25 protein-coding genes are annotated in these 25,015 nt (G+C 61.5%); 11 read left to right on the forward strand and 14 right to left on the reverse strand.

Annotated elements, in window-relative coordinates; translation table 11 throughout:
• Positions 1-79 precede the first annotated feature (79 nt).
• Both B0E42_RS09100 and B0E42_RS09105 read left to right on the forward strand, forming a co-directional pair.
• Positions 80-514: a hypothetical protein gene (locus B0E42_RS09100; RefSeq protein WP_024619740.1), complete on the forward strand. Its 435-nt coding sequence runs from the start codon at positions 80-82 to the stop codon at positions 512-514.
• The gene (locus B0E42_RS09105) at positions 514-918 is read left to right on the forward strand and encodes an META domain-containing protein (protein WP_018610330.1); all 405 of its coding nucleotides are present in this window, start codon (positions 514-516) and stop codon (positions 916-918) included. Before B0E42_RS09100 ends, B0E42_RS09105 begins: the two co-directional genes overlap by 1 nt.
• A gap of 124 nt (positions 919-1,042) precedes the next feature.
• Here the strand turns inward: B0E42_RS09105 and B0E42_RS09110 are convergent, their stop codons facing one another.
• The gene (locus B0E42_RS09110) at positions 1,043-1,510 is read right to left on the reverse strand and encodes a TlpA disulfide reductase family protein (RefSeq protein WP_018610328.1); all 468 of its coding nucleotides are present in this window, start codon (positions 1,508-1,510) and stop codon (positions 1,043-1,045) included.
• A gap of 114 nt (positions 1,511-1,624) precedes the next feature.
• Here B0E42_RS09110 and arsC point away from each other — a divergent pair, with 114 nt between their 5' ends.
• The 3 genes from arsC to B0E42_RS09125 are packed head-to-tail and all read left to right on the forward strand — an operon-like array spanning position 1,625 to position 2,998.
• The gene (arsC, locus tag B0E42_RS09115; RefSeq protein ID WP_018610326.1) at positions 1,625-1,978 is read left to right on the forward strand and encodes an arsenate reductase (glutaredoxin); all 354 of its coding nucleotides are present in this window, start codon (positions 1,625-1,627) and stop codon (positions 1,976-1,978) included.
• A complete protein-coding gene (gene wrbA, locus B0E42_RS09120) occupies positions 1,975-2,580 on the forward strand; it encodes an NAD(P)H:quinone oxidoreductase (protein ID WP_003204695.1) in 606 nt (201 codons plus the stop codon). Before arsC ends, wrbA begins: the two co-directional genes overlap by 4 nt.
• Positions 2,573-2,998, forward strand: coding sequence for a DUF2069 domain-containing protein (locus B0E42_RS09125; protein ID WP_077506244.1), 426 nt, complete (start codon positions 2,573-2,575; stop codon positions 2,996-2,998). The genes wrbA and B0E42_RS09125 overlap by 8 nt, the downstream gene beginning before the upstream one ends.
• 99 nt (positions 2,999-3,097) lie before the next feature.
• Here B0E42_RS09125 and B0E42_RS09130 read toward each other — a convergent pair whose 3' ends face one another.
• Both B0E42_RS09130 and ttcA read right to left on the reverse strand, forming a co-directional pair.
• On the reverse strand, positions 3,098-3,772 hold the full coding sequence (locus B0E42_RS09130) for a DNA-3-methyladenine glycosylase I (protein WP_018610318.1): 675 nt from the start codon (positions 3,770-3,772) through the stop codon (positions 3,098-3,100).
• Between the two features lie 67 nt (positions 3,773-3,839).
• Positions 3,840-4,664 carry a tRNA 2-thiocytidine(32) synthetase TtcA gene (gene ttcA, locus B0E42_RS09135; protein WP_003178962.1) on the reverse strand — a complete coding sequence of 275 codons (825 nt, stop codon included), beginning with the start codon at positions 4,662-4,664 and terminating at the stop codon, positions 3,840-3,842.
• Between the two features lie 414 nt (positions 4,665-5,078).
• On the opposite strand from ttcA, the gene B0E42_RS09145 reads away from it, so the two are divergent.
• Together B0E42_RS09145 and B0E42_RS09150 are read left to right on the forward strand one after the other, a co-directional pair.
• Complete coding sequence (locus B0E42_RS09145) at positions 5,079-5,681, forward strand: Yip1 family protein (protein ID WP_018610315.1); 603 nt, start codon at positions 5,079-5,081, stop codon at positions 5,679-5,681.
• A 174-nt stretch (positions 5,682-5,855) separates the two neighbouring features.
• A complete protein-coding gene (locus B0E42_RS09150) occupies positions 5,856-6,350 on the forward strand; it encodes a SprT family zinc-dependent metalloprotease (protein WP_077506245.1) in 495 nt (164 codons plus the stop codon).
• A gap of 119 nt (positions 6,351-6,469) precedes the next feature.
• On the opposite strand, the gene B0E42_RS09155 is transcribed toward B0E42_RS09150, so the two are convergent.
• Entirely contained in the window at positions 6,470-7,651 is a 1,182-nt protein-coding gene (locus B0E42_RS09155) for a CaiB/BaiF CoA-transferase family protein (RefSeq protein ID WP_077506246.1), read from the reverse strand.
• 314 nt (positions 7,652-7,965) lie between these two features.
• A complete protein-coding gene (locus tag B0E42_RS09165) occupies positions 7,966-9,318 on the reverse strand; it encodes a dicarboxylate/amino acid:cation symporter (protein WP_077506248.1) in 1,353 nt (450 codons plus the stop codon).
• Positions 9,319-9,651: 333 nt separating this feature from the next.
• Here B0E42_RS09165 and B0E42_RS09170 point away from each other — a divergent pair, with 333 nt between their 5' ends.
• Positions 9,652-10,650 (forward strand): AraC family transcriptional regulator, encoded by a 999-nt coding sequence (locus B0E42_RS09170; protein ID WP_077506249.1) that lies wholly within the window; start codon positions 9,652-9,654, stop codon positions 10,648-10,650.
• Between the two features lie 189 nt (positions 10,651-10,839).
• Here B0E42_RS09170 and B0E42_RS09175 read toward each other — a convergent pair whose 3' ends face one another.
• The 3 genes from B0E42_RS09175 to B0E42_RS09185 all read right to left on the reverse strand — a co-directional run bounded on the left by B0E42_RS09175 (position 10,840) and on the right by B0E42_RS09185 (position 13,565).
• Complete coding sequence (locus tag B0E42_RS09175) at positions 10,840-12,186, reverse strand: ATP-binding protein (RefSeq protein ID WP_018610300.1); 1,347 nt, start codon at positions 12,184-12,186, stop codon at positions 10,840-10,842.
• Positions 12,183-12,860, reverse strand: a complete 678-nt coding sequence (locus tag B0E42_RS09180) for a response regulator (RefSeq protein ID WP_014339772.1) — start codon at positions 12,858-12,860, stop codon at positions 12,183-12,185. The genes B0E42_RS09175 and B0E42_RS09180 overlap by 4 nt, the downstream gene beginning before the upstream one ends.
• 105 nt (positions 12,861-12,965) lie before the next feature.
• Positions 12,966-13,565: an outer membrane beta-barrel protein gene (locus B0E42_RS09185; protein WP_018610295.1), complete on the reverse strand. Its 600-nt coding sequence runs from the start codon at positions 13,563-13,565 to the stop codon at positions 12,966-12,968.
• A gap of 144 nt (positions 13,566-13,709) precedes the next feature.
• On the opposite strand from B0E42_RS09185, the gene B0E42_RS09190 reads away from it, so the two are divergent.
• The gene (locus B0E42_RS09190) at positions 13,710-14,498 is read left to right on the forward strand and encodes a dienelactone hydrolase family protein (RefSeq protein WP_053181156.1); all 789 of its coding nucleotides are present in this window, start codon (positions 13,710-13,712) and stop codon (positions 14,496-14,498) included.
• Positions 14,499-14,701: 203 nt separating this feature from the next.
• Positions 14,702-15,427 carry a 4'-phosphopantetheinyl transferase gene (locus B0E42_RS09195; protein WP_216598580.1) on the forward strand — a complete coding sequence of 242 codons (726 nt, stop codon included), beginning with the start codon at positions 14,702-14,704 and terminating at the stop codon, positions 15,425-15,427.
• A 132-nt stretch (positions 15,428-15,559) separates the two neighbouring features.
• Here B0E42_RS09195 and B0E42_RS09200 read toward each other — a convergent pair whose 3' ends face one another.
• Both B0E42_RS09200 and B0E42_RS09205 read right to left on the reverse strand, forming a co-directional pair.
• On the reverse strand, positions 15,560-17,170 hold the full coding sequence (locus B0E42_RS09200; protein WP_077506250.1) for an ATP-binding protein: 1,611 nt from the start codon (positions 17,168-17,170) through the stop codon (positions 15,560-15,562).
• Entirely contained in the window at positions 17,167-17,889 is a 723-nt protein-coding gene (locus B0E42_RS09205; protein WP_018610287.1) for a response regulator transcription factor, read from the reverse strand. The genes B0E42_RS09200 and B0E42_RS09205 overlap by 4 nt, the downstream gene beginning before the upstream one ends.
• A gap of 890 nt (positions 17,890-18,779) precedes the next feature.
• Here B0E42_RS09205 and B0E42_RS09210 point away from each other — a divergent pair.
• The gene (locus tag B0E42_RS09210; RefSeq protein ID WP_018610285.1) at positions 18,780-21,671 is read left to right on the forward strand and encodes a ribonucleoside-diphosphate reductase subunit alpha; all 2,892 of its coding nucleotides are present in this window, start codon (positions 18,780-18,782) and stop codon (positions 21,669-21,671) included.
• A gap of 266 nt (positions 21,672-21,937) precedes the next feature.
• Here B0E42_RS09210 and flgE read toward each other — a convergent pair whose 3' ends face one another.
• From flgE to flgB, 4 genes are read right to left on the reverse strand one after another with little or no spacing between them, the layout of a single operon-like run.
• Positions 21,938-23,236 (reverse strand): flagellar hook protein FlgE, encoded by a 1,299-nt coding sequence (gene flgE / locus B0E42_RS09215; protein ID WP_018610283.1) that lies wholly within the window; start codon positions 23,234-23,236, stop codon positions 21,938-21,940.
• A gap of 28 nt (positions 23,237-23,264) precedes the next feature.
• Positions 23,265-23,987, reverse strand: coding sequence for a flagellar hook assembly protein FlgD (flgD, locus tag B0E42_RS09220; RefSeq protein WP_053181162.1), 723 nt, complete (start codon positions 23,985-23,987; stop codon positions 23,265-23,267).
• 15 nt (positions 23,988-24,002) lie between these two features.
• A complete protein-coding gene (gene flgC / locus B0E42_RS09225) occupies positions 24,003-24,446 on the reverse strand; it encodes a flagellar basal body rod protein FlgC (protein WP_014339780.1) in 444 nt (147 codons plus the stop codon).
• Between the two features lie 3 nt (positions 24,447-24,449).
• Positions 24,450-24,857 (reverse strand): flagellar basal body rod protein FlgB, encoded by a 408-nt coding sequence (gene flgB / locus B0E42_RS09230; RefSeq protein WP_018610277.1) that lies wholly within the window; start codon positions 24,855-24,857, stop codon positions 24,450-24,452.
• Positions 24,858-25,015 lie beyond the last annotated feature (158 nt).

Genomic DNA, 25,015 nt, shown 5'->3' on the forward strand with positions numbered 1-25,015 from the left:
GAGTTTCGTCGGCAAGATTCGTGGTTGACCATCCCAACCCATGCCCCGTGCTAGCATGTCGCGCCTATTTGGAGGACCCATGGCCGAACACGATTTCCGCTACACCCTGATGAACCCCCAGCACACCTTGACCGAAGTCCGCGCGCTGGCGCCGGGCCGCTACCAGGTCACCGGCAATGGCGGTTCGATCCAGGCCAATGATGTGTTGCTCGTCACGCTCAAGGGCAGCAAGGACTTGTCCATGCGCCTGACCGTGGACACCGTGCGGCACCTGCTCAAGCCCATGGGCCAATGGACCGCCATGACCACCGGCCCGGTGTTCGGCGAACTGGCGATCCACACTTGGCAGGTCAACTGCGACAGCTGCGCCAAGGAACTGAGCTTCGAATTCGCCGTTGATGCCAAGCTCGGCGTCAAGGCCCAGAAACCGGCCGCCACCGCACGGATCGCCGAACTGGGCTGGACCACCGTGGGTGAAAAACACCTATGCCCGAAATGCCAGGAAGCCGCCTGATGAAACGTTTGGCCCTGTCCGCGTCGATCGGCATGAGCCTGATGGGGTGTGCCGCTGAACCTGTGCAGTTGCAACACAACCGCAGCTACATCCTGGAGTGGATCGGTGAACGACCATTGATGGACTACAGCCACCTGACCATCACCCTTGGGGATGACGGTCGTGCCTATGGCAACGGCGGCTGCAACCACTGGTTCGCGCCCTACACCCAGGAGGGCCACCGCTTGAGCTTCGGCAAGATCGGCAGCACGCGCAAACGCTGTGCCCCGGCGGTGATGGAGCAAGAAACGCGCTTCTTGCAGGCCCTGGAAAAGGTCGAACGCTGGGACATCTCGCCCATCGACCAAATGCGCTTCTGGCCGGCCCAGGGCAAGCCGCTGCGTTGGTGGCTGGAAGAGGGCTGAGCACCGGCCCCACTTGATCGTTCCCATGCTCCGCGTGGGAACGCCTCTGGGGACGCTCCGCGTTCCGCTTTTGGGACGCAGAGCGTCCCGGGCTGCATTCCCACGCAGAGCGTGGGAACGATCATCACTTGAGCGCCTGCAACGCCTCAAGCTTGGCCATCACCCCCGCCGCCGTCTGCTCCCCCAGCAACTGCTCGCGCACCTTGCCTTGGTTATCGATGATGTACGTCACCGGTAGCCCTTCGCTGCGAGGCAGGTCGAAGATCTCGGCCGGATCCCGGGCCAGCACCGTGAAGCGAATCCCCATCTTGTCGCTGGCACTCTTGAGTTCTTCGCCCTGTACCTGGTCGAAGTTGACCCCGAACACACCGATGTTGCGCCCCTTGAGCTGTTCGGCCAAGGCATTGAATTCCGGGATTTCGGTACGGCACGGCGCACACCATTCGGCCCAGTAGTTGAGCACCACCCATTGTTTGTCCAACCGCTGCGAGGCAATGGCCTGGCCGTTCTGGTCCACGCCGTAGTCGTTCCCACAACCGGCGAGCAACAAAATGCCGATGAATGTCAGTGCCGCCGTCAATCGCCTTGCCATGTGCCAATCCTTGTCTGAATGTGAACGCTGCTGCGACCCGTCGCCTCTCTCAGGTGCTAGGGGCTTCGCGGCACAGTAGAATAGCCGCCACCTTACGCAAGATGCGACCCACTCATGACCGATCTGACGCTTTATCACAACCCGCGCTGCTCGAAATCCCGCGGTGCGCTGGAACTGTTGGAGGCCCGCGGCCTGACGCCCACCGTGGTCCGCTATCTGGAAACCCCACTCGACGCCGCGCACCTGGAACGCCTGCTGGGCAAGCTCGGCATCACCGCCCGGCAGTTGCTGCGCACCGGCGAAGACGAATACAAAGACTTGAACCTGGCCGACGAAAGCCTCAGCCAGGCCCAGTTGATCGCCGCCATCGCCGCCCACCCGAAGCTCATGGAACGGCCGATTCTGGAAGCCGGGGAAAAGGCCATGATCGGCCGTCCGCCGGAGAAAATCCTGGAGATCCTGCCGTGACCACGCCGTACATCCTGGTGTTGTATTACAGCCGCAGCGGCTCCACCAACGAAATGGCCCGGCAGATCGCCCGTGGTGTCGAGCAGGCCGGGCTGGAAGCCAGGTTGCGTACGGTCCCGGCGATTTCTGCCGAGTGCGAAGCGGTTTCCCCGGACATCCCGGAGCAAGGCCCACTCTACGCCAGCCTCGATGACCTGAAGAACTGTGCCGGCCTGGCCTTGGGCAGCCCGACCCGGTTCGGCAACATGGCCGCGCCGCTCAAGTACTTTCTCGACGGCACCAGCAACCTGTGGCTGACCGGCGCGCTGGTGGGCAAACCGGCCGGGGTATTCACCTCCACCGCGAGCCTGCACGGCGGCCAGGAAACCACCCTGCTGTCGATGATGCTGCCGCTGCTGCACCACGGCATGCTGATCACCGGCCTGCCCTACAGTGAATCGGCCTTGATCGACACCCAGGGCGGCGGTACGCCCTACGGCCCGAGCCATCACGCCGGGGCCGACGGCAAAAGCGGCTTGAACGAACATGAGGTCGCCCTGTGCCGCGCCTTGGGTTTGCGCCTGGCGAAAACCGCCCTGTTGCTGGAGAACGGCCGTGGCTAAGAAGCCGAAGATCCTGCCTTCCATCCAATGGCTGGAACCGCGCGTACGCCTCGCCCGCGTCCTCAGCCTGCTGTGCTTTTTCGGCCTGGTGGGGTTGCTCAGCGCGTACTACCTGCTGATCGCCGATCTGCACGGCGCGCGCCCCTGGGTGATTCTGCTGATCGAACTGGTGCCGCTGCTGCTACTCGCCCCTGGCATGCTCACCGGCAGCGCCCGCGGACACTCGTGGATGTGCTTCGTGGTGAACCTGTATTTCATCAAGGGCGCGCTGGCGGCCTATGACCCGAACCGGCAACTGTTCGGCGTGCTGGAAATGGCGGCGAGCGTGGCGGTGTTCTGCTCGGCGTTGCTGTATGTGCGTTGGCGGTTTCAGTTGAATCGGCGGTTGGCGGGAGAAGGTGAACCCTCCGTTGCCTGATAGGCCGCTATCGCGAGCAAGCTCGCTCCCACAGGGGATTTTCGGCGTTCACAAATCCAGTGTGGGAGCGGGCTTGCTCGCGATGAATTCACCACGGTTTCAATGATTAACGGTGTAAGCCAGCATCATCGAAATCTGCGACATCGGCCGCCCCCCACTCTCTTCATGCCACTGGTTGAAGGCATTTTGCACCGTCGCCAGGTCCCGCAGGCTGGTGGGGACTTTGTCGATGATCTCCTGAGCATTGAGCGCGGCCACGACGTCATAGCTGGGCACGAAGGTGTCCTTGCCCATCATCCGCAAAAAGCGCGGCGCTGAGAGGCCGCCCAGTTGATGGCCGTGCTTTTTCAGGTAGGTCCACAGGCCGACGATGTCAGTCACCGGCCAGTCGGCAACCAGCGCGCCGAAGCTGCCCTTTTCATGGGCCACGTCCAATATCAGCTGCGCGTTGCGCGGCACGCTCTTGAGCTTGCCCAGGTGGCGGATGATCCGCGCGTCCTGCATCAACCGCTCCAGGTGCTCGGCGCTCATCAGCACGACTTTCTCCGGGTCGAACTTGAAGAACACCTCTTCAAAGGCCGGCCACTTGGCGTCCACCAGGCTGTGCTTGAGCCCGGCGCGGAACACCCGCAGCGCCATGGTCGAGAGGTAACGGTCGTCGCCGATCTTGCGCAGTTGCGCCGCAGTCTTGGGCACCGGCAGGTGGGCTTCCAGCTCAGCCGCCGAACCGAAGCGGTTCAGGCAGTACTCGTGCAGCCACTTGTAATCGCGCATGCCCTCTCCTGGGGTCGGAAATGAAAACGGCGCTTGCGAGCGCCGTGAATATAAGCCCTTGCCCTCGTCAGAGGTTCACCACATTGACGAACCGCGGCGTGGCGTTTTCGTCGATGCGCAGGTTGGTGAAGTCGAACAGGTTGCGGTCCGCCAGTTGCGACGGAATGACGTTCTGCAAGCCGCGGAAAATGCTCTCGGTACGACCCGGGGTCTTGCGTTCCCATTCCTGGAGCATCTCCTTGACCACCTGGCGTTGCAGGTTTTCCTGGGAGCCGCACAGGTTGCAGGGGATGATCGGGAACTGCTTGAAATCCGAATAGGCCTGGATGTCTTTCTCGTTGCAATAGGCCAGCGGGCGGATCACCACGTTGCGCCCGTCATCGGCGCGCAGCTTGGGCGGCATGGCCTTGAGCGAGCCGTTGTAGAACATGTTCAGGAAGAAGGTCTCGACGATATCGTCGCGGTGGTGCCCCAGGGCCATCTTGGTTGCGCCGATCTCATCGGCGAAGGTGTAGAGCGTTCCGCGCCGCAGGCGTGAGCACAGCGAACAGGTGGTCTTGCCTTCGGGGATCAGTTCCTTGACCACCGAATAGGTGTCTTTCTCGACGATGTGATATTCCACGCCGAGCGACTCAAGGTAGGCCGGCAGCACATGCTCGGGGAACCCGGGCTGCTTCTGGTCCATGTTCACCGCGACGATGTCGAACTTGATCGGCGCAACTTTCTGCAGATGCATCAGCACATCGAGCAAGGTGTAGCTGTCCTTGCCGCCGGACAGGCAGACCATGACCTTGTCGCCGTCCTCGATCATGTTGAAATCGGCGACCGCCTCACCGGCCAGGCGGCGCAGGCGCTTTTGCAGTTTGTTCTGGTTGACCGTAAGAGTGCCCATGACGCGAAATCCGTGAGGTGTGACGAAAGGCCGGCATTTTACGCAAAAACCGGCTTTCGGCGAAGAGTTGATGCACCACTGTTGTGGTCAGGGTTTGTGGGAGCAAAGCTTGCTCGCGAAACAGACGCCTCGGTTTCTGAAAGACCGCATCGCTTCCATCGCGGGCAAGCCTTGCTCCCACAATCGCCTCGCTACAAGGTGAATTTCTTTGCCAAGGGTTGTGTACAGACCCATCGGCGATTAGCACCACGGCCGACAGCGCGATTTGCTCTAAGCCCCCCATCCCCCTCGGGGTGACTCCTTTCTATACTGCGACATAAGGTCGCACACACTTACAGACCTTCACTTACCCGGCCATTTGGCCCGTAGGCGCTCCGTTGGGGGGCGATGGCAATAACAAAGGAGTGACTGACTATGATCCATCATGTCGTGGGGCTCTTTACCCACCCTGATCAAGAATGGAAAGAAATCCGTGGCGATCAGGAGGAAAGCATCAGCCACATGTACCTCACCCACACGCTGATCCTGGCGGCTATTCCCGCGGTATCGGCATTCATCGGCACCACGCAGGTGGGATGGGTCATCGGCAATCGTCCGCCGGTCATGCTCACCCAGGAAAGTGCGCTGTGGATGACCGTCATGTCGTACCTGGCCATGTTGGGCGGGGTGGCAGTGATGGGTGCCTTCATCCACTGGATGGCCCGTACCTACGACGCCAACCCGAGCCTGGCCCGCTGCGTCGCATTCGCCACCTACACCGCGACACCTTTGTTCATCGGCGGCCTGGCGGCGCTCTACCCGCACATGTGGCTGGGAATGATCGTCGGCACGGCGGCGATCTGCTACACGGTCTACCTGCTGTATGTGGGCCTGCCGACGTTCATGAACATTCCCCAGGACGAAGGTTTTCTGTTTTCCAGTTCGGTACTCGCCGTCGGCCTCGTGGTGCTGGTGGCCATCATGGCGTTCACGGTCATCGTCTGGGGGCTGGGCGTCGGCCCGGTCTATACCAGTTGAAGGATTGAAACCGTCCCGATAGTACCCTCCAATAAAAAAGCAGGATCTGCCGACACAGGCCGCCGCAAGGCGGCCTTCCTGTGTTTGAGCCGCGCGAAACGACCACTGAGCGCCTGGACGATTCGCAACGGCCGACGCTTGCGGCATACTCGGGCTTCTGGAGACCCGTAAAGCATGCTCGAGCAACTCAATACCCGCGTCGAAGAGTGTTACCAACAAGCCGAATCCTTTTTCAAACGTCCTTTCAAACGCCCGGTGGTCAGCTTCAAATTGCGTGGCCAGAAGGCTGGTGTCGCGCACCTGCATGAAAACCTGCTGCGCTTCAATCCACAGTTGTACCGGGAAAACGCCGAAGACTTCCTCAAGCAGACCGTCGCCCATGAAGTCGCGCACCTGATCGCCCATCAACTGTTTGGCGAACGCATCCAGCCCCATGGCGAAGAATGGCAACTGATCATGCGCGGGGTCTACGAACTGCCGCCCAACCGCTGCCACACCTACGAAATCAAACGCCGCAGCGTGACCCGCTACATCTACAAATGCCCCTGCGACGGCAGCGACTTCCCGTTCTCGGCCCAGCGCCACAGCCTGGTGCACCAGGGGCGGCGGTATTTGTGCCGGAGCTGCCGCAATACCTTGGTGTTCAGTGGGGAGACCAGGGTGGAATAGCAGGTTTTTGTGCTATCTGGGCCGGCCCCTTCGCGAGCAAGCCCGCTCCCACACTGGATCTTCGGTGTTAACAAATCCCTGTGGGAGCGGGCTTGCTCGCGAAGAGGCCCCAAAGGGCACTACAAAATCACCTTGGCATCCCGCAATTGAGCAATTCGCTGCGCACTAAACCCCAACTCCCCTAACACCTGATCCGTATGCGCCCCCAACTCCGCGCCAATATGCCGAGGCTCGGGCAACCCTTCGGAAAATCTCAACGGGCAAGCCATCTGCGCCTGGCTCGAACCATCTCCCCGGGGCACCTGTGTCACCAGCTCGCGAGCCTGCAACTGCGGATGCCGCACAGCCTCCTCCAGGCTCAGCACCGGCTCGACGCACGCATCGATCCCGGCAAACAGGCTGCACAGCTCGGCAAAATCGTGTTTTTCAAACTCGGCTTGCAGTGCCTGCTTAAGAGCGTGTTGTTGTTCAGGCTTGGGTGACAACCCCAGGGCCGCCAGCTCCGGCCGCCCCAAGGCCTCGCACAACGCCTGCATGAACACCGGCTCCAGGCTGCCCACCGACATCCAGCGACCATCGCGGGTGCGGTAATAGTCATAGAAGCTGCCGCCGTTGAGCATCTGCTTTTCCCAACCCGGCTCGACACCGCAGGCCAGGTAACCGGCACCGGCCATGGCGTTGAGGCTGAACACACAGTCAGTCATGCTCACGTCCAGGTGCTGACCCTGCCCGGTTTGCTGACGGGCGATGACCGCCGCCAACAGCCCGATCACCCCGTGCAACGAACCACCGGCGATGTCCGCCGCCTGGATCCCCAGCGGCAACGGACCGCTGTCGGCACGGCCGGTGTGGCTGGCCAGCCCCGCCAGGGCCAGGTAATTGATGTCGTGACCGGCGCGGTCCTTGTAGGGCCCGGTCTGGCCGTAGCCGGTGATCGACACATAGATCAGCCGCGGATTGATCGCCTTCAAGGCCTCGTAACCCAGGCCCAGTCGCGCCATCACGCCGGGGCGGAACTGTTCCAGCAGGATGTCGTAGTCCGCCAGCAACTGCGTGACCACCGCCAACGCTTCCGGCTGCTTGAGGTCCAGGGCCAGGCTGCGTTTGTTGCGGTTGAGGTAGGCGTGGCTGGCCGATACCCCCTGGTCATGGGGCGGCAGTACCCGCAGCAGATCCTGGCGGGTCGGCGACTCGATGCGCAACACCTCGGCCCCCATGTCCGCCAGCAACAGCGAGGCGAACGGCCCGGGCAGCAGGGTCGAGAAGTCCAGAACCTTGAGCGATGCCAGTGGGCCTTGCATGAGCGATCTCCAAGAGGGTGATGGTTGGAGACTAGGCAGGGATGGGGGGTGGGGCAATTACCGCAGGTGTCACTTCGAATGACGATTGCGCTCAAGGCTGGCGCAGATCCTTTGTGGCGAGGCTGGGCTGTGGGAGCAAAGCTTGCTCGCGAAACAGGCGCCTCGACTTCTGAAAGACCGCATCGCCTGCATCGCGGGCAAGCCTTGCTCCCACAGAGTGTGGGATACATCCCCTCGCCACAAAAAGCATGTCCGTCTTGAAATTGAGTGCAAAAAAAACCCGCCGAAGCGGGTTTTTCATTACAGCCTGAAGATTACTTCACAGCGCCTGGAGCAGAGGATTCAGCCGCTGCAATCTGCGCCGCCGCGATCTGCTCGTCATCTTCACGGACATCGGAGATACCACGACCACCGGAAGCCAGCTCGGTCTGCAACTGGTCTTCGTCCAGCTCCTTGACCCACTTGGCCACCACGATCGTGGCGACGGCGTTGCCCACCAGGTTGGTCAGGGCGCGGGCTTCGGACATGAAGCGGTCGATACCCAGGATCAGTGCCAGGCCGGCCACCGGCAAGGTACCCACGGCCGACAGGGTGGCCGCCAGTACGATGAAACCACTACCGGTCACGCCAGCAGCACCTTTGGACGACAGCAGCAGCACCAGCAGCAGGGTGATCTGGTGAGTCAGGTCCATCGGGGTGTCGGTGGCCTGGGCGATGAACACCGCGGCCATGGTCAGGTAGATCGAAGTACCGTCGAGGTTGAACGAGTAGCCAGTCGGGATCACCAGGCCTACGACCGACTTCTTGGCACCCAGGCGTTCCATCTTGATCAGCATGCGAGGCAGGGCCGATTCCGACGAGGAAGTACCCAGCACGATCAGCAGTTCTTCACGGATGTAGCGGATCAGCTTGACGACGCTGAAGCCGTGGGCGCGGCAGATGGCGCCCAGTACCACCAACACGAACACCACGCAGGTGATGTAGAAGCAGATCATCAGCTGGCCCAACTGCACCAGCGAACCGACACCGTAGGCGCCGATGGTGAAGGCCATGGCACCGAACGCACCGATAGGCGCCAGTTTCATGATCATGTTGATGATGATGAACATGACGTGGGCGAAGCGATCGATGAAGTCCAGTACCGGCTTGCCGTAGGCGCCCAGGCGATGCAAGGCGAAACCGAAGAGCACCGAGAACATCAGCACCTGCAGGATGTCGCCGTTGGCGAACGCACCGACAATGGTGTTCGGGATCACGTTGAGGATGAAGGCGATGATGCTCTGGTCTTTACCGGCATTGATGAAACCGGCGATCTTGCTGGTGTCCAGGGTTGCCACGTCGATGTGCATGCCGACGCCCGGCTGCACGACGTTGACCACGACCAGGCCGATCAGCAGGGCGATGGTGGAAACGATTTCAAAGTACAGCAGCGCGTAGCCGCCAGTCTTGCCGACCGACTTCATGTTCTGCATGCCGCCGATGCCGCTGACGACGGTACAGAAGATGATGGGGGCGATGACCATTTTGATCAGTTTGATGAACCCGTCGCCGAATGGCTTGAGGGCAACACCGGTCTGCGGGTAGAAGTGGCCGAGCAAAATACCGATGGCAATGGCTACGATCACCTGGAAATACAGGGATTTGTACAGTGGCTGACGAGTCGTCATGGCAAACCTTCCTCAAGAGTCCCGTTTGACGACATCCACCTGTCGTCCACGGCACCTCAATTGCGAACCCTCCTGCACTGGAGGGATTTGTTTTTTGTCGGCTGCACGCGGCAGACCTGTGTGCTGTATCGCAAGGCTCGTGCCATTTTTCAAAAAAACCCTACAAGCACTGTTGCAGAAGGGTCCTGGAATTATTCACGGGTTAAACACCGACGTGGAATATGGCGGATTTCCGCCCACGGGGCGTTTATCACTCCGGGATTTGGCGGATATCCGCCTTGTCGGGCTGCAGTGCCCTGCTACCATCGCCCGCTAAACGGACGGACTTCAGCCATGCGTCAACGCACGATCGCCAGCCACTTCGCCCGCGCAGCCCTGGGCGGCGCGCGTCGGCAAGGCTTCGACTATGTTCCTCTACTGCAACAGCTGGGCATCAGCCCAGAGCTGTTGGATGAGCCGCGCGCGCGGATTGCGCCAGAGCAGTTCGCCCGCCTGTTGCAGGCGCTGTGGCTGGCATTGGGGGACGAATACCTGGGATTCGGCAGGGCGGCGAGTAAACCCGGGACGTTTGCCATGATGTGTCACGCGTTGATCCACTGTCGGACCCTGGGCAAGGCCCTTCAACGCGGCTTGCTGTTCTACAGTTTGTTCCCCGACGCCCCGCGCCTGACCCTGGAAGCCGAAGGCGAGCGAGTGCGCCTGGTGCTGGACGATTCGACGCTGCGGGACCCGGATCACTTCCTGACTGAAAGCCTGCTGGTGGTCTGGCATCGCCTCGCCAGTTGGCTGATCGGCCAGCGTATCGGCCTGGAACAGGCGACCTTCGGCTACGCCAAACCCGCCCACGGTGCCGAATACGACCTACTGTTTCCCTGTCCGCTGATGTTCGAAGCGCGCAGCAGCAGCCTGTTGTTCCACAGCCGCTACCTGGACATGCCGCTGCTGCAGGACGAACGCACCCTCAAGCATTTCCTCGAACGCTCCCCCGCCGACCTGCTGTCGCGCCCGGACGATGGCCACAGCCTGAGCAGCCAGCTGCGCCGCTTGCTCAGCCGCGACACCGCGCGCTGGCCCGACCTGGACACCGTCGCCGCCCATTTGCACATCAGCCCGCAGACCTTGCGCCGGCACTTGCGGGAGGAAGGCACCAGTTTCCAGGAACTCAAGGATCAGCTGCGGCGGGATATCGCCATCTACCACTTGGGGCGTGCGGACTTGTCGTTGCAGCAGATTGCCGAGCAGTTGGGGTTCTCAGAGCCGTCGGCGTTTCACCGGGCGTTCAAGAAGTGGACGGGGCTGACGCCGGGGGCTTACAGGGAGTTGGAGAACTGAGTGGTGACATCCAACTTCTGAGGTGTGCTATCCCTGTGGCGAGGGAATTTATCCCCGCTGGGCTACGCAGTAGCCCCAAAGGGGTGGAGGTGGTGTGTCAGACAGGATGCAGGGGGCCGCTTCGCGGCCCAGCGGGGATAAATCCCCTCGCCACAAAGGCCCGCAAACACATACCGAAAAATATTCCAGTCAAACCACCGGAAAATGAATCCGGAACGCCGCCCCGCCCAACTCTGAGTCCCCCAGGGTCAACTTGGCGCCGTAGCTATCGATGATGTCTTTCACCACCGCCAGGCCGATGCCCTGCCCCGGATGCTGGCGATCCAGTCGCTCGCCCCGCTGGAGAATCCGCGCACGTTGATCCGGTGGCACGCCCGGCCCGTCGTCCTCGACACTCAACTCCGTGCCGCCGAGGGTCTGGTGCACACTGATGCGCAACTCGCCCAGGCACAGCCGATAGGCGTTCTCCAGCAGGTTGCCGAGCATCTCCAGCAAGGCACCCTGTTCGATCGGCACCTGGCAGTGCTCCGGCAAATCGAAACTGACATTGACCCGTTTGTCGCGATAGACCTTGTCCAAGGTGTCGCACAGGCTTTGCAGCACCGGGCGCAAGGGCACCTGATGGCGTACCAGCCCGCTTTTGCGCAGACTGGCGCGCTGCAACTGGTAACCGATCTGCTGGCTCATGCGCTCGATCTGGGATTGCAGCACCCAGGCCTGTCCACGGTCCTCGGGGCGCCGGGCCATGTCCTCGCTGACGCCCTGCAACACCGCCAGCGGGGTCTTCAAGCTGTGGGCCAGGTCATCGAGGGAGTCGCGATAACGGCTGCGCTGCTCGCGCTCGCTGTACAGCAAACGGTTGAGGGAACCGGTCAGGCGCAGCAGTTCCCGGGGATGCTCGGTGCTCAGGCTTTCCCGGGCGCCACTTTCGATTTCGTCGAGCTCCTGGCTCAGGCGCCGCAGCGCCCGAAGCCCCCAGGTCAGGCCGATCCACAACAGCGCCAGCAACACCAAAAGGGCCGCGCCAAAGCCCAGGTAGAGATTGTCCCGCAGCCCCTGCAGGGTCACTTCGTAGTCGCGCACCGGTTGCAGGGTGACGATGCTGAACGCCGCGCTCTGACCGCCGAGCAACTTGATCTCGACGTCATAGACAAAAAACTCCTGGCCGTCGTTTTCGCGAATGCGCGCGAACTGGTTGCCCTGGCCGTCGTAGCGCGGCGTGTAGTTGATGTTTTCTTCCTGGGTGGCCTTCGACCGCCAGACCAATCGCCCCTCGCGATCATAGATGTAGCCCAGCAGGCGGGCATCGGCGAGGTTGAAACGCTCATCGGGCAATTGCGCTGGCATCTTCAAGCGGTTGTTTTCCACCCGGGCGGCGGAAATCAGCGTGGTCACGTCCGAGGCCAGGCGTTGCTCGATGGATTCCTGCAATGCCAGGCTGAACGCGCCTTGCATGGCCGGCAACAAGGCCAGCATGAACAGCACCGCCAGGGTCATGGCAGCCAGCATCAGCCGCAGGCGAAGCGAACGAATCACTGGCAGCGCTCGTTGAACAGGTAGCCCAGGCCACGCACGGTGTCGATGGGTTTGAAGCCGGCCGGGGCTTCCAGCTTACGGCGCAGGCGCCCGACCAGCACTTCGATGACATTGGGATCACGCTCGTCGTCATCGGGGTAAAGCTGCTCCATCAAGCGGTCCTTGGCCACCACTTGCTGGTGATGGCGCATGAGGTATTCGAGGATGCGGTATTCGTAGGCGGTCAACGCCAGCGGTTCCTCATCGAGGGACGCCTGCTTGCGATTGAGGTCGAGCAGCAACGGGCCGGCGACGATGGTCGACTGGGTAAAGCCGCTGGAACGACGCAACAAGGCGTTCAACCGGGCCTCCAGCTCTTCGAACTGGAACGGCTTGACCACGTAGTCATCGGCACCGGCGGCCAAACCTTCGACCTTGTCCTGCCAGTTGCCGCGGGCAGTCAGGATCAGGATCGGAAACGTCTTGTCCTGTGAGCGCAGCCGGCGGATCAGTTCCAGCCCGCTGATGCCCGGCAGGCCCAGGTCGATCACCGCCAGGTCATGGTTGAATTCCCGGACCTGGTACAAGGCCTCTTCGGCATTGGCCACGGCCTGCACCACATGGCCGCTGTCGGTGAGACGGGTTTGCAGGTGGTGACGCAACAGCGCTTCGTCTTCGACGACCAGTAATTTCATGGAGCCTCTCCCCAGGCAAATCAAACAATCCAGTGCGGCGCACCTCAACGAAAGGCGCCGGATCGTCTTCGACCGATCCGGCTGGATACGCTCACCATCGACCGTTTAGAACGTGTAGTTGGCGGACAGGTAAGTCTGGGCGCTGCTGGTCAGGTCCAGCGAGCCGACCTTGTCGCCACCGTGCGGGCTCATCTCGGTGCTGGCGTTGCTGCGCAGGTAACGGTAACCCAGTTCAACCGAGGTGTTTTGCGAAATTTGTTGCAGCACGCCCCCTTGCAAGCCCACGGCGTAGCCGATGTCGCTGTCGCGGCTGAAGCCAGGAGAATCCTGGGTCAGCTTGGTCAGGCCCGCCGTACCGCCACCGAACAGTTTGGTGCTGCTGGTGACCGGATAGAACACATCGTAGCTGCCCAGCAGGTTTTCCTGGCGCAGCTTGATGCCGTTGTGGCTGCCCGAGACATTGTCGTAGGTGGCGTAGTAGCGGCCCTGGTCGTTTTGCTTGCCCAGTCGCAGGCCATACGTGGTGTCCTTGCCGATGATGCCGTCGGCGTTCGGGTGGTTCAGGGCGCTGTCCAAGGCGTCGGATTTCTTCACCTTGTCGCTGGTCTGGCCGAGGGTCAGGCTGGCGAAGTTGTCATCGGCGTGGGCCATGGCGCTGGCGCCCAGCACGGTGAAAGCCAACAGCAGTTTTTTCATAGCAGTCATGGTCAAGTTCCTTTGCAGCGTGGATGTTTTGTGAAGTCGTGGTCACCTTAACCAGCCGTCCCTGAACACCCCTTGAACGTTCTCTGAACCTGCGCTGAATGAATCGGCTAATCTGTGCGGACCACTTTTATAAGGAGATCCGTCATGCGCAGGCTGCTTGCTGTTGTACTTCTGGCCATGAGCGGCGTGAGCCACGCCGCCATCCAGACCCAGGAACTCCCCTACACCAGTGCCGACGGCACCCAGCTGATTGGCTATTACGCGTATGACGACGCCGTCAAAGGCCCGCGCCCAGGCGTGGTGGTGGTGCATGAATGGTGGGGGCTGAACGACTACGCCAAGCGCCGTGCCCGTGACCTCGCCGGCCTGGGCTATAGCGCCCTGGCCATCGACATGTACGGCGACGGCAAGAACACCGAACACCCCAAGGACGCCATGGCCTTCATGCAGGCGGCGCTCAAGGACGGCAAGGCGGCCAGTGCCCGCTTCCAGGCCGGTCTCGACCTGCTGAAGAAACAGCCTCAGACCGATCCGGACAAACTCGCTGCCATCGGCTACTGCTTCGGCGGCAAGGTGGTGCTCGATGCGGCGCGCCAGGGTGTGCCGCTGGCCGGTGTGGTGAGTTTCCACGGTGCGCTGGTGACCAACACCCCGGCAACGCCGGGCAGCGTCAAGGCCAAGATACTGGTCGAGCATGGCGCCCTGGACAGCATGGTCACCCAGGACAACGTCACCGCGTTCAAGAGCGAGATGGACAAGGCCGGCGCCGACTATAAATTCGTCAACCTCGAGGGTGCCAAGCACGGCTTCAGCAACCCCGAGGCCGACCGCTTGAGCCACGGCGAACATGGCGGGCCGGACATTGGCTACAACAAGGAAGCCGATGAAAAGTCGTGGGCGGATATGCAGAAGTTCTTCAAGAAAATCTTCTAGTACATCCCCCTGTGGCGAGGGGATTGTGGGAGCAAAGCTTGCTCGCGACCCAGGCGACTCGATTTCTGGAAGACCACATCGCCTTCATCGCGGGCAAGCCTTGCTCCCACAGCAAGCTCCCTCGCCACAAAAGCCAACCGCTCTTCTATTCAGAAGACTTGCGCCACTACCCAGCCTTCCAGCAACCCGGCAAAATGCCCGGCATGAACACACTCCCTACCCTGCCCGCCTGCTGCTCGCCTTTGGATGAACATTGGCTCTTGCCCGATGCCCTGCCCGATACGGTGCTGCTGAGCACCCGCTTCGACCCGTTGTTGCTGGTGAACGCCGACTTCTCAAGCAGTGCCATCGAGCCCCCGGCGAGCATCCAGCGCTCGGTCGCCAAGCGCCAGGCAGAATTCCTGGCCGGGCGGATCTGCGCCCGGGCGGCGTTGCAACGGCTCGACGGCCAGGCCTGCGTGCCGGCCATCGGCGAAGACCGCGCCCCGGTGTGGCCGGCGCATGTCAGCGGTTCGATCACCCACAGCACCGGTCGGGCAGCGGCCATCGTCGCGAAAAAAGATCACTGGCAAGGGCTGGGCATGGACGTGGAAAACCTGCTCGACCCCGAGCGCGCCGAACGCCTGGCCGGCGAAATCCTCACCTCGCCAGAGTTGCAGCGCATGACCCGTCTCACGCACGATGACCGGGCCTTGCTGGTGACCCTGACCTTTTCCGTGAAGGAAAGCCTGTTCAAGGCGCTGTATCCGATCGTCAGGCAGCGCTTTTATTTCGAGCATGCCGAGGTGCTGGACTGGACACCCGATGGACAGGTGCGCCTGCGTTTGCTGACGGACCTGTCGACCGAGTGGTGCCATGGCAGTGAGTTGCAGGCGCAGTTTGGGGTGAAGGATGGGCAGCTATTGAGCCTGGTGGGGATCAAGGCCTGAGAGCTGTGCTGCTTTTCAAGGCCTCATCGCGGGCAAGCCTTGCTCCCACAGCAAACCACACTTAAATCAGGGAGCACTGATCTGTGGGAGCAAGGCTTGCCCGCGATGGCGGTCGATCAGGCACCCCACCTATCAAGACCTGTCCTGATGCCGCGGCCAACTCAAGCTGAAGCACGCCCCACCCAGACTCTTGCTCTTGCCGATCAGTGCCCGACCGTCGTGCCAGTGGATGATCCGTCGCACGATCGACAGCCCCAACCCATGGCCGCCCGACGCCCGGGCACGGCTGTCGTCCAGGCGCAGGAAGGGCTTGAAGATCCGCTCCCACGCCGCTTCCGGCACACCAGGCCCGTCGTCTTCCACATCCACCCGGCAGCGCAACTGGCCCACCTGGTAGCTGACGGTGACTCGGGAACTGGCGTGGCGCATGGCGTTGCCCACCAGGTTCTGCAGAGCGCGATGCAGAAAGCGTGGCTCGGCCTCGACCCAGGCGCCGTCGCAATCGGCGGCCGACAGGCATAGACCGCGCTCGACCGTGATCCCGGCCCGCAACGGCCCCAGCTCATCGATCACTTGATTGACCAGCGCATCCAGGTCCACCCGCTGGAAATTCAGGGCCGGCGACCCCTGTTCCAGCCGCGCATAAGTGAGCATTTCGTCCACCAGCCGATCCAGGTCTTCGATGTCGTGGTCCATGCCCGCCAGGTATTTGTCCCGGGCCTGGGACGTGGTGGCGCTGCCGAGCATTTCCAGGCCGAAGCGCAGGCGCGCCACCGGGGTACGCAATTCGTGGGATACCGCCCGCACCAGCTCACGCTGGATCGCCAACAGTTGCTGCAGGTGCTCGGCCATGCCGTTGAACGCCGCGGCCAGTCGCCCGACCGAGTCGGCGCCTCGGGCCGGCACCCGGGTTTCCAGGCTGCCCTGGGCGATCTGGGTGGCGGCCGACTCCAGGCCACGCAAGCGCCGCTCCAATTGGCGCACCAACAGGTAGACGATCAAGCCGATCAGGCTCAAGCCCAGTGCCGCGATCAGCACCAGCCATTGCGGCGGATAAGGGTTCATCTGGTACAGCGGACCGATCTCCAGCACCCACGGCGTGCCGACCATCCCGGCGAAGACCCGGATGGAGTCGCCGCCCTTGCCCAACGTCATCACCGTATCGCCCTCGGACACACGACGGCGCTGGTCTTCGTCCATGTCGGCCTGCTCGGCGGTCATGAGCCGCAGGTCGAAACCGAAACCTTTTTCCTGCGCCAATTGGGCGAGCCGCTGGGGTTGCTCGGCTACCGGGTAACGCACCAGCTCGTCGGCCAACAGGTAGATGGTCGCGCGGGCCAGTTGTTCGCTGATCTGCTGGACTTCCCCCACCAACATCAGTTGTTCGCCATCGCTGACCAGCCGATAGACTTTCGCCGCGTGCGGCCCGGTCTGCTCGACCAACGCCTGGCCGCGCAGTACGCGGGTGCGCTGGCCAAGGTCGAGGTCGGTCTGGGTGAAGGTCTGCAACGCCAGGGGAATGCCCAGCAGGCGCTCCCACACCGCCAGCGCCCGGCGGCGCTCGGTGTCGTTCATCGGCCGCAGGTTGTCGGCCATCAACGAAAACGTACCGTGGGCCAGGCGCTCGCGGTATTGCTCGCTGCGGGTCTGGTTGAGCAGGTGCAAGGCCAGCACACCGAGGACCGCCACCAGCACCAGTGCCGCACACATACCGCCATAAATACGCAGGAAGATCGAATTCACGGTGCGAGGTCTACGCAGGCTTCAGGAACGAACAGGTAGCCTTTGCTGCGAATGGTCTTGATCAACCGTGGATGGTCCGGGTCGTCGCCGATCTTGGGGCGGATACGTGAAATGCGCACATCGATGGAACGGTCCTGGCCGTCATAACCAATGCCGCGCAGGGCGGTAAAGATTTCTTCCCGAGACAGGATGCGCCCGGCATTGGACACCAGCAGCCACAGCAGGTCGAATTCGGCGCTGGTCAGCTCGATACCGTTGCCCTGCAACCAGGCTTCGCGCAGGGCGTCGTCGACCACCAGCGGGCCGAATTGCAGGCGTCGCGGCTTCTGCGCGACGTTCGGCTCCGGTTCGCTGCGCCGCAGCAGGGCCTGGATGCGCGCCAGGAGCAAACGCGGGCGAACCGGCTTGCAGACGTAATCATCGGCGCCCAGGTCCAGGCCCTGGATCTGATCGGTGTCGTCGGTGCGGGCGGTGAGCATCAGGATCGGCCCGTCATAGTGCTCGCGCACCTTGCGACAGATGCTCAGGCCGTCTTCGCCGGGCAGCATCAGGTCGAGGACCACCAGGTCCGGCTGCTCGGCAATGATCCGCGCCGCCGCCACCGCGCCGTCGCCTTCGATGGCGACACGCAATCCGTTGCTTTCGAGGTATTCCCGGGTCAGCTCGGCCAGACGCTGGTCATCCTCGACGATCAATACCTGCCAGGCTTCTTGTTCCACTAGGGCCTCGTCTTGCTGCGAATATAAAAGGAAGGATCAGCACAAACCCCTGTGGCCAGGTTGCTCACGCAGAGTTCTGTAGGAGCTGCCGAAGGCTGCGATCTTTTGATCTTTTGATCTTTTGATCTTTCACTTGAGATTCAAGTGTCTGGGAAAAGATCGCAGCCTCGTTGCACTCGACAGCTCCTACGCAGCTCCACAGATCCGCCCATCTTTTTGTCATGTTAAAGGAGGATAAACACACCCACGCATGGGCCGATTGTATAAACGTCGCCTGCGCGGAAAACAAGCGGACAAATGCGTTTCGATCGAGTGGGTTTTATGTGGTAATGTCCGCGCCCGCAAAAACCACCGGGCTGTTTTCGGATCGTCGAAATCGACGAAAAAAGGTCCACTCCAGCTAGGTCGCGGCCTACAGAGCAGTTCCACGTTTCGCACACAAATTACGCACAGGCTTATCCACAGGTAGTACGTTGCATACCCCCCAAAAACGCATTATCTTGTAGCCCGCCGCGCAAAAAACCCTACATGTAGGGTTTCAGGCCAAAAACCAAACACAAGTCGGGCAGAGAATTCAAGCGCTTTTCTTGCTTCTGTCCAGCTGAAACACCGAATTCCCCCAAGCCCAGACCGCCCCTGCGGATGGCAACTGTTTCAAGGTCGAAAACGACCGAAACGGTACGGGTGTTGCAGTCAATTGCTGCCACCCCGGCAACCCGGTTTCGAGCCTCGCTCGCAACCTGAGAACTTCGGATGGAAGCGGCATTAAACGCCTGCTTCCTACTGTCCCGAAGTTGTTATGCCCGGCGCCAGTCGGTTGTAGTGCTTCAGGACGGAACGGTGGGCACCGTGATGGTGCCCAAACAAACATAGAGAACGTGGAGACACCCATGCACACCGACACAACTCGCGAGAACCCGCAGGGCACCGCGCCGCTGGCCGCCGATTCGAACCCGGATCTGTCCGCCACCGCGCCGGGCCAACTGCGTGTGATCAAGCGTAACGGCACTGTCGTTCCTTACACCGATGACAAGATCACCGTCGCCATCACCAAAGCGTTTCTCGCAGTTGAAGGTGGCACCGCTGCCGCTTCGTCGCGAATCCACGACACCGTGGCCCGCCTGACCGAACAGGTCACCGCGACCTTCAAGCGTCGCATGCCCTCGGGCGGCACCATCCATATCGAAGAAATCCAGGACCAGGTCGAACTGGCCCTGATGCGTGCCGGCGAGCAGAAAGTGGCCCGCGACTACGTGATCTACCGTGACTCCCGCGCCAAGGAACGTGCTATCCGCACCCCGGCCGACGCACCGGTCCAGGCCCACCCATCGATCCGCATCGCCCGCGCCGACGGCAGCCTGGCGCCGCTGGACATGGGCCGCCTGAACACCATCGTCACCGAGGCCTGCGAAGGCCTGGAAGAAGTCGATGGCGACCTGATCCAGCGCGAAACCCTGAAGAACCTCTATGACGGCGTCGCCCTCAAGGACGTCAACACCGCGCTGGTGATGACCGCGCGGACCCTGGTGGAACGCGAGCCGAACTACTCCTTCGTGACCGCCCGCCTGCTGATGGACACCCTGCGTGCCGAAGGCCTGAGCTTCCTGGAAGTCGCCGAGAGCGCGACCCACCACGAAATGGTCGACCTGTACGCCAAGGCCTTGCCGGCCTACGTCGCCAAGGGTATCGAGTTCGAATTGCTGAACCCGGTCCTGGCCGAATTCGACCTGGAAAAACTCGGCAAGGCGATCAACCACGAGCGCGACCAGCAGTTCACCTACCTGGGCCTGCAAACCCTGTACGACCGTTACTTCATCCACAAGGATGGCGTGCGTTTCGAACTGCCGCAGATCTTCTTCATGCGCGTGGCCATGGGCCTGGCGATCGAAGAGAAGCAGCGCGAAGACCGTGCGATCGAGTTCTACAACCTGTTGTCGTCCTTCGACTACATGGCCTCGACCCCGACCCTGTTCAACGCCGGTACCCTGCGTCCACAGCTGTCGAGCTGCTACCTGACCACCGTTCCAGATGACCTGTCGGGCATCTACGGCGCGATCCACGACAACGCCATGCTGTCGAAATTCGCCGGTGGCCTGGGCAACGACTGGACTCCGGTTCGCGCATTGGGCTCGTACATCAAGGGCACCAACGGCAAATCCCAGGGCGTCGTGCCGTTCCTCAAAGTGGTCAACGACACCGCAGTCGCGGTCAACCAGGGCGGCAAGCGCAAGGGCGCGGTCTGTGCCTACCTGGAAACCTGGCACATGGACATCGAAGAGTTCATCGAGCTGCGCAAGAACACCGGTGATGACCGTCGTCGTACCCACGACATGAACACCGCCAACTGGATCCCTGACCTGTTCATGAAGCGCGTCTTCGATGACGGCAAGTGGACCCTGTTCTCGCCATCCGAAGTGCCGGACCTGCACGACCTGACCGGCAAGGCTTTCGAAGAGCGCTACGAGTACTACGAAGCCCTGACCGAGTACAACAAGATCAAGCTGTTCAAAGTCGTCCAGGCCAAAGACCTGTGGCGCAAGATGCTCTCGATGCTGTTCGAAACCGGCCACCCATGGCTGACCTTCAAGGACCCGTGCAACCTGCGCAGCCCGCAGCAGCACGTGGGCGTGGTCCACAGCTCGAACCTGTGCACCGAGATCACCCTGAACACCAACAAGGACGAGATCGCGGTCTGCAACCTGGGCTCGATCAACCTGCCGAACCACATCGTCGACGGCAAGCTGGACACCGCCAAGCTGCAACGCACCGTGAACACCGCCGTGCGCATGCTCGACAACGTGATCGACATCAACTACTACTCGGTGCCACAGGCGAAGAACTCCAACTTCAAGCACCGTCCGGTCGGCTTGGGCATCATGGGCTTCCAGGACGCCTTGTACCTGCAGCACATCCCGTACGGTTCCGATGCCGCGGTCGAGTTCGCCGACAAGTCCATGGAAGCGGTCAGCTACTACGCGATCCAGGCTTCCTGCGACCTGGCCGACGAGCGTGGCGCCTACGAGACGTTCCAGGGTTCGCTGTGGTCCCAGGGCATCCTGCCGCTGGACTCGCAACAGATCCTGATCGCCCAGCGCGGCCAGAAGTACATCGACGTTGACCTGAATGAATCCCTGGACTGGGCACCGGTTCGTGCCCGTGTACAGAAAGGCATTCGTAACTCCAACATCATGGCCATCGCACCGACCGCCACCATCGCCAACATCACTGGCGTGTCGCAGTCGATCGAACCGACCTACCAGAACCTGTATGTGAAATCGAACCTGTCGGGCGAGTTCACCGTGATCAACCCGTACCTGGTTCGCGACCTCAAGGCCCGTGGCCTGTGGGACTCGGTCATGATCAACGACCTGAAGTACTACGACGGTTCGGTGCAGCAGATCGAACGCATCCCGCAAGAGCTCAAAGAGCTCTACGCCACTGCGTTCGAAGTGGACACCAAGTGGATCGTCGACGCCGCCAGCCGTCGCCAGAAGTGGATCGACCAGGCTCAGTCGCTGAACCTGTACATCGCCGGTGCTTCGGGCAAGAAGCTGGACGTGACCTACCGCATGGCCTGGTACCGTGGTCTGAAAACCACTTACTACCTCCGTGCCCTGGCCGCCACCAGCACCGAGAAGTCGACCATCAACACCGGCAAGCTGAACGCTGTTTCCAGCGGCGGCAACCACGGTGACGATTCGGTCCTGGCTGCTCCAGCAGGCCCAGCGCCAGTGCCAAAGGCCTGCGCGATCGACGAGCCGGATTGCGAAGCTTGCCAATAAGCTGAGCGGGTGGGCGCGTAAAGGCGCCTGCTGAAAGAAGCCCCCGATAGACTGCTGGTTTATCGGGGGTTTTCTTTTGCCTGGAGAAAAGTCGGTGCCTGGACTGGCCCCATCGCGAGCAAGCTCGCTCCCACAGGGGTAAGCATTCCAATGTGGGAGCGAGCTTGCTCGCGATGGGGTCAGGCCAGGCACCACAAAAATCACCGCCCATGAAAAAGCCCCTCTTGCGAGGGGCTCCTTGTGCAGCCTTCAAACAACCATCGACATCAAGCCATCTGAATGATGGTCTGCATGATGGTGCTCTGTGTGGAGATGGTCTTGGCGTTCGCCTGGTAGTTGCTTTGCGCCTTGATCAGCTCGACCAGTTCGTTGGTCAGGTTGACGTTGGACTCTTCCAGGGAGTTGGAGACGATCGAACCCAGGGTCCCGGTTTCCGGAGCATCGTAGCCCGGGATGCCCGAGGCGAAGGTTTCTTTCCAGCTGGTGCCGCCTACCGGCTGCAAACCCTGCTCGTTGGTGAAACTGGCGAGGGCGAGCTGACCGATCGGCTTGGTCTGGTTGTTGCTGAAGTTGGCCAGCAATACACCGCTGCCGTCGATGGTCAGGTTGGTGATCTGGCCAGTGGCGTAACCGTTCTGAGCCGGGATCGAACGCGCGGTGTCGGCGTTGAACTGGGTGGTATTGCCCATGGAGATCGTGATGGTTGGTGCACTGGCGGCGCCGTTGGCGGTCCATGTCCCGTTGGTCACGGTGCCAGGAACCCAACCGGTCAATACCAGATCGCTATTGACCGTCGCTGGCGGAGTGGTGACCGTGGTCAACCTGCCGCTCGAATCGAAGTTCATGGTCGAAGGAACAGGCGCGGTCACACCGGTCGTGGTCGGCGCGGTGCCGTTGAGGTTACGACCATCGATCAAGGTATAGACGTTCCAGGTGTTGCCGGCAGTCTTGACCATGTACTGGTCCATGGAATGCTGGTTGCCTTGGGTGTCATAGACCGGGGTGGTGAATTGCTTGGTGAACGTGGCGGTGTCGGCCGGATTGAACGCCGCGGTGATCGGCGTTGCCGTCGAGTTCAGGTTGATCGTCGAGGAAACCAGGCTGGTGGCATTCGGCGGCAGGTTCGAGGTATCGATGCGCAGGTCGGTCAGGATACCGTTCTGGATCTTGCCGTTGGCATCCACGCCATAGCCTTGCAGGCGCGAAGTGCCGTCGCTGTTGGTGATGAAGCCTTCCTTGTCGGTCTTGAAGGTACCGGCACGGGTGTAGCTCAGGGAGCCGTCGTTGCTCAGGACAAAGAAGCCCTGGCCCTGGATGCCCATGTCCAGCACGTTGCCGGTGTTGTTCACGTCACCCTGGCCGAACTGCTGGGAAACGTTGGCCAGGCGCACGCCGTTGCCGACGGTCTTGCTGCCCGAACCCAGCTTGGTGGCCGAGTAGACGTCTTCGAATTCCGCGCGGGACGATTTGAAACCGGTGGTCGCCACGTTGGCGATGTTGTTGCCGGTCACGTCCAGCTGTTTGTTGGCTGCATAGAGACCGCTAAGGCCGATGTTGAAAGACATGTTGACTCCTTTTGCCGGTTAGTCGGCTCTACATACCAATAGTTTGTACTTTGGACAGGGCAATGCTGCCCAGTCCGGCCAGGTTGAGCATCAGTTCACCGCCCGTCTGGCTGATCGTCACGCTGCTGACCGTGGCCGGCAGGTTGGTGATCAACGACGTGGCCTTGCCGTCGATGGTGGTCGAGGCCGCGAAGGTGTAAGTGCCCGATTCAACGACCGTGCCCGCATCGTTCTTGCCATCCCAGATGAACGCGGAATTGCCGGCGTTCTGGCTGCCCAAGTCGATGGTGCGAACGGTCTTGCCGTCCTTGTCCACGATCTTGACGGCGACAGAAGACACCGATGTCGGTACCACCACCGTGCCGTTGAGGCTCTTGGAGGTATCGACCACCGCCTTGTCACCCGGGGCAATGACCGAGCGGCCCACCAGCGACGAGGCCTGCAAGGCCTGGGACGAGTTGTAGTTGCCGGCGATGCCGCTCACCGTCTCGTTGAGGGTGGTGATGCCTTCCAGGCTGCTGAACTGCGCCAACTGGGCAACGAACTCGCCGTTATCCTGTGGCTCCAGCGGGTTCTGGTTTTTCAGCTGGGTCACGAGCAACTGCAGGAACGCATCCTTGCCCAATTCCTTCTTGCCGGTCGCCGAACCAGTCACCGTGCCCAGGGAATCAGTCGTGGTGTTGGTCTTGACCGAGGAGTTGGCCAGAATCTCGTTGAGGCTCAAACCACTTGTCGTATTGGTAACGCTCATGTGACTCGCCCCTTATCACTGACCGAGGGTCAGGACCTTCTGCATCATGGTTTTGGCGGTGTTCATCATTTCGACGTTGGTCTGGAACGAACGGCTGGCGGAAATCATGTCGGCCATTTCTTCGACGACGTTGACGTTCGGGTAGTAGACGTAGCCCTTGGCGTCGGCAGCCGGATGGTTTGGCTCATAACGGGCATCGAGGTTGCTCTGGTCTTCGACCACGCCAAGCACTTGTACGCCCTGCCCGGCCGCGTCCTGCTCCTGGAACAGCGAATCGCTGCCGCCGGACTGGCCGCCCTGGAACATGGTGGCGAATACCGGGTGGCGGGCGCGGTAGGTCTGGTCGATGCTCGACGAAACGGTCTCGGCGTTGGCGATGTTACTGGCGACGGTGTTCAGGCGAGTGGTCTGGGCACTCATGGCACTGCCGGCAATGTTGAATACGCTAGCAATCGACATGGCTTACTCTCCGCGCAGGGCCGATACCAGCCCTTTGAACTTGCTGTTGAGCAGGGTGAAGCTGGCCTGGAAGTTCACGGAGTTTTCCGTGTAGTTGGACTGTTCCAGTTGAGCGTCCACGGTGTTCTGGTCGATCGACGGCTGCATCGGCGTGCGATACATCAGCGATTCGTCGCCATTGCCCAGGCCTTCGGCTTCGATATGACGGGTGTTGGTCATGTTCAGGGCGAAGTGGCCGTTCTTGGTCTTCTCGCTCTGCTCGGCGAGCACCTTGGAGAAGTCCAGGTCACGCGCCTTGTAGTTCGGGGTGTCGGCGTTGGCGATGTTGTTGGCCAGGACTTCGGCACGCTGGGCGCGGAAGCTCAGGGCCTGTTCGTGGATACCGAGCGCTTTATCGAAGCTGATGCTCATGGCGGAAACCTTTGGGTGACCAGAATGTACGTACGACGGCTAAAGCAAGCGCCGTGCCATTTTCAGAAACCCCATAAACCGGGGCTTTGCGGGCACCGGCAACGCGGCAATGCCAGAAAAGCGGCAACGGGTTTCCGCCGGCTGCCGCTTTTCTGCCG

Source organism: Pseudomonas sp. A25(2017), from assembly GCF_002001065.1.
Lineage (GTDB): Bacteria > Pseudomonadota > Gammaproteobacteria > Pseudomonadales > Pseudomonadaceae > Aquipseudomonas > Aquipseudomonas kilonensis.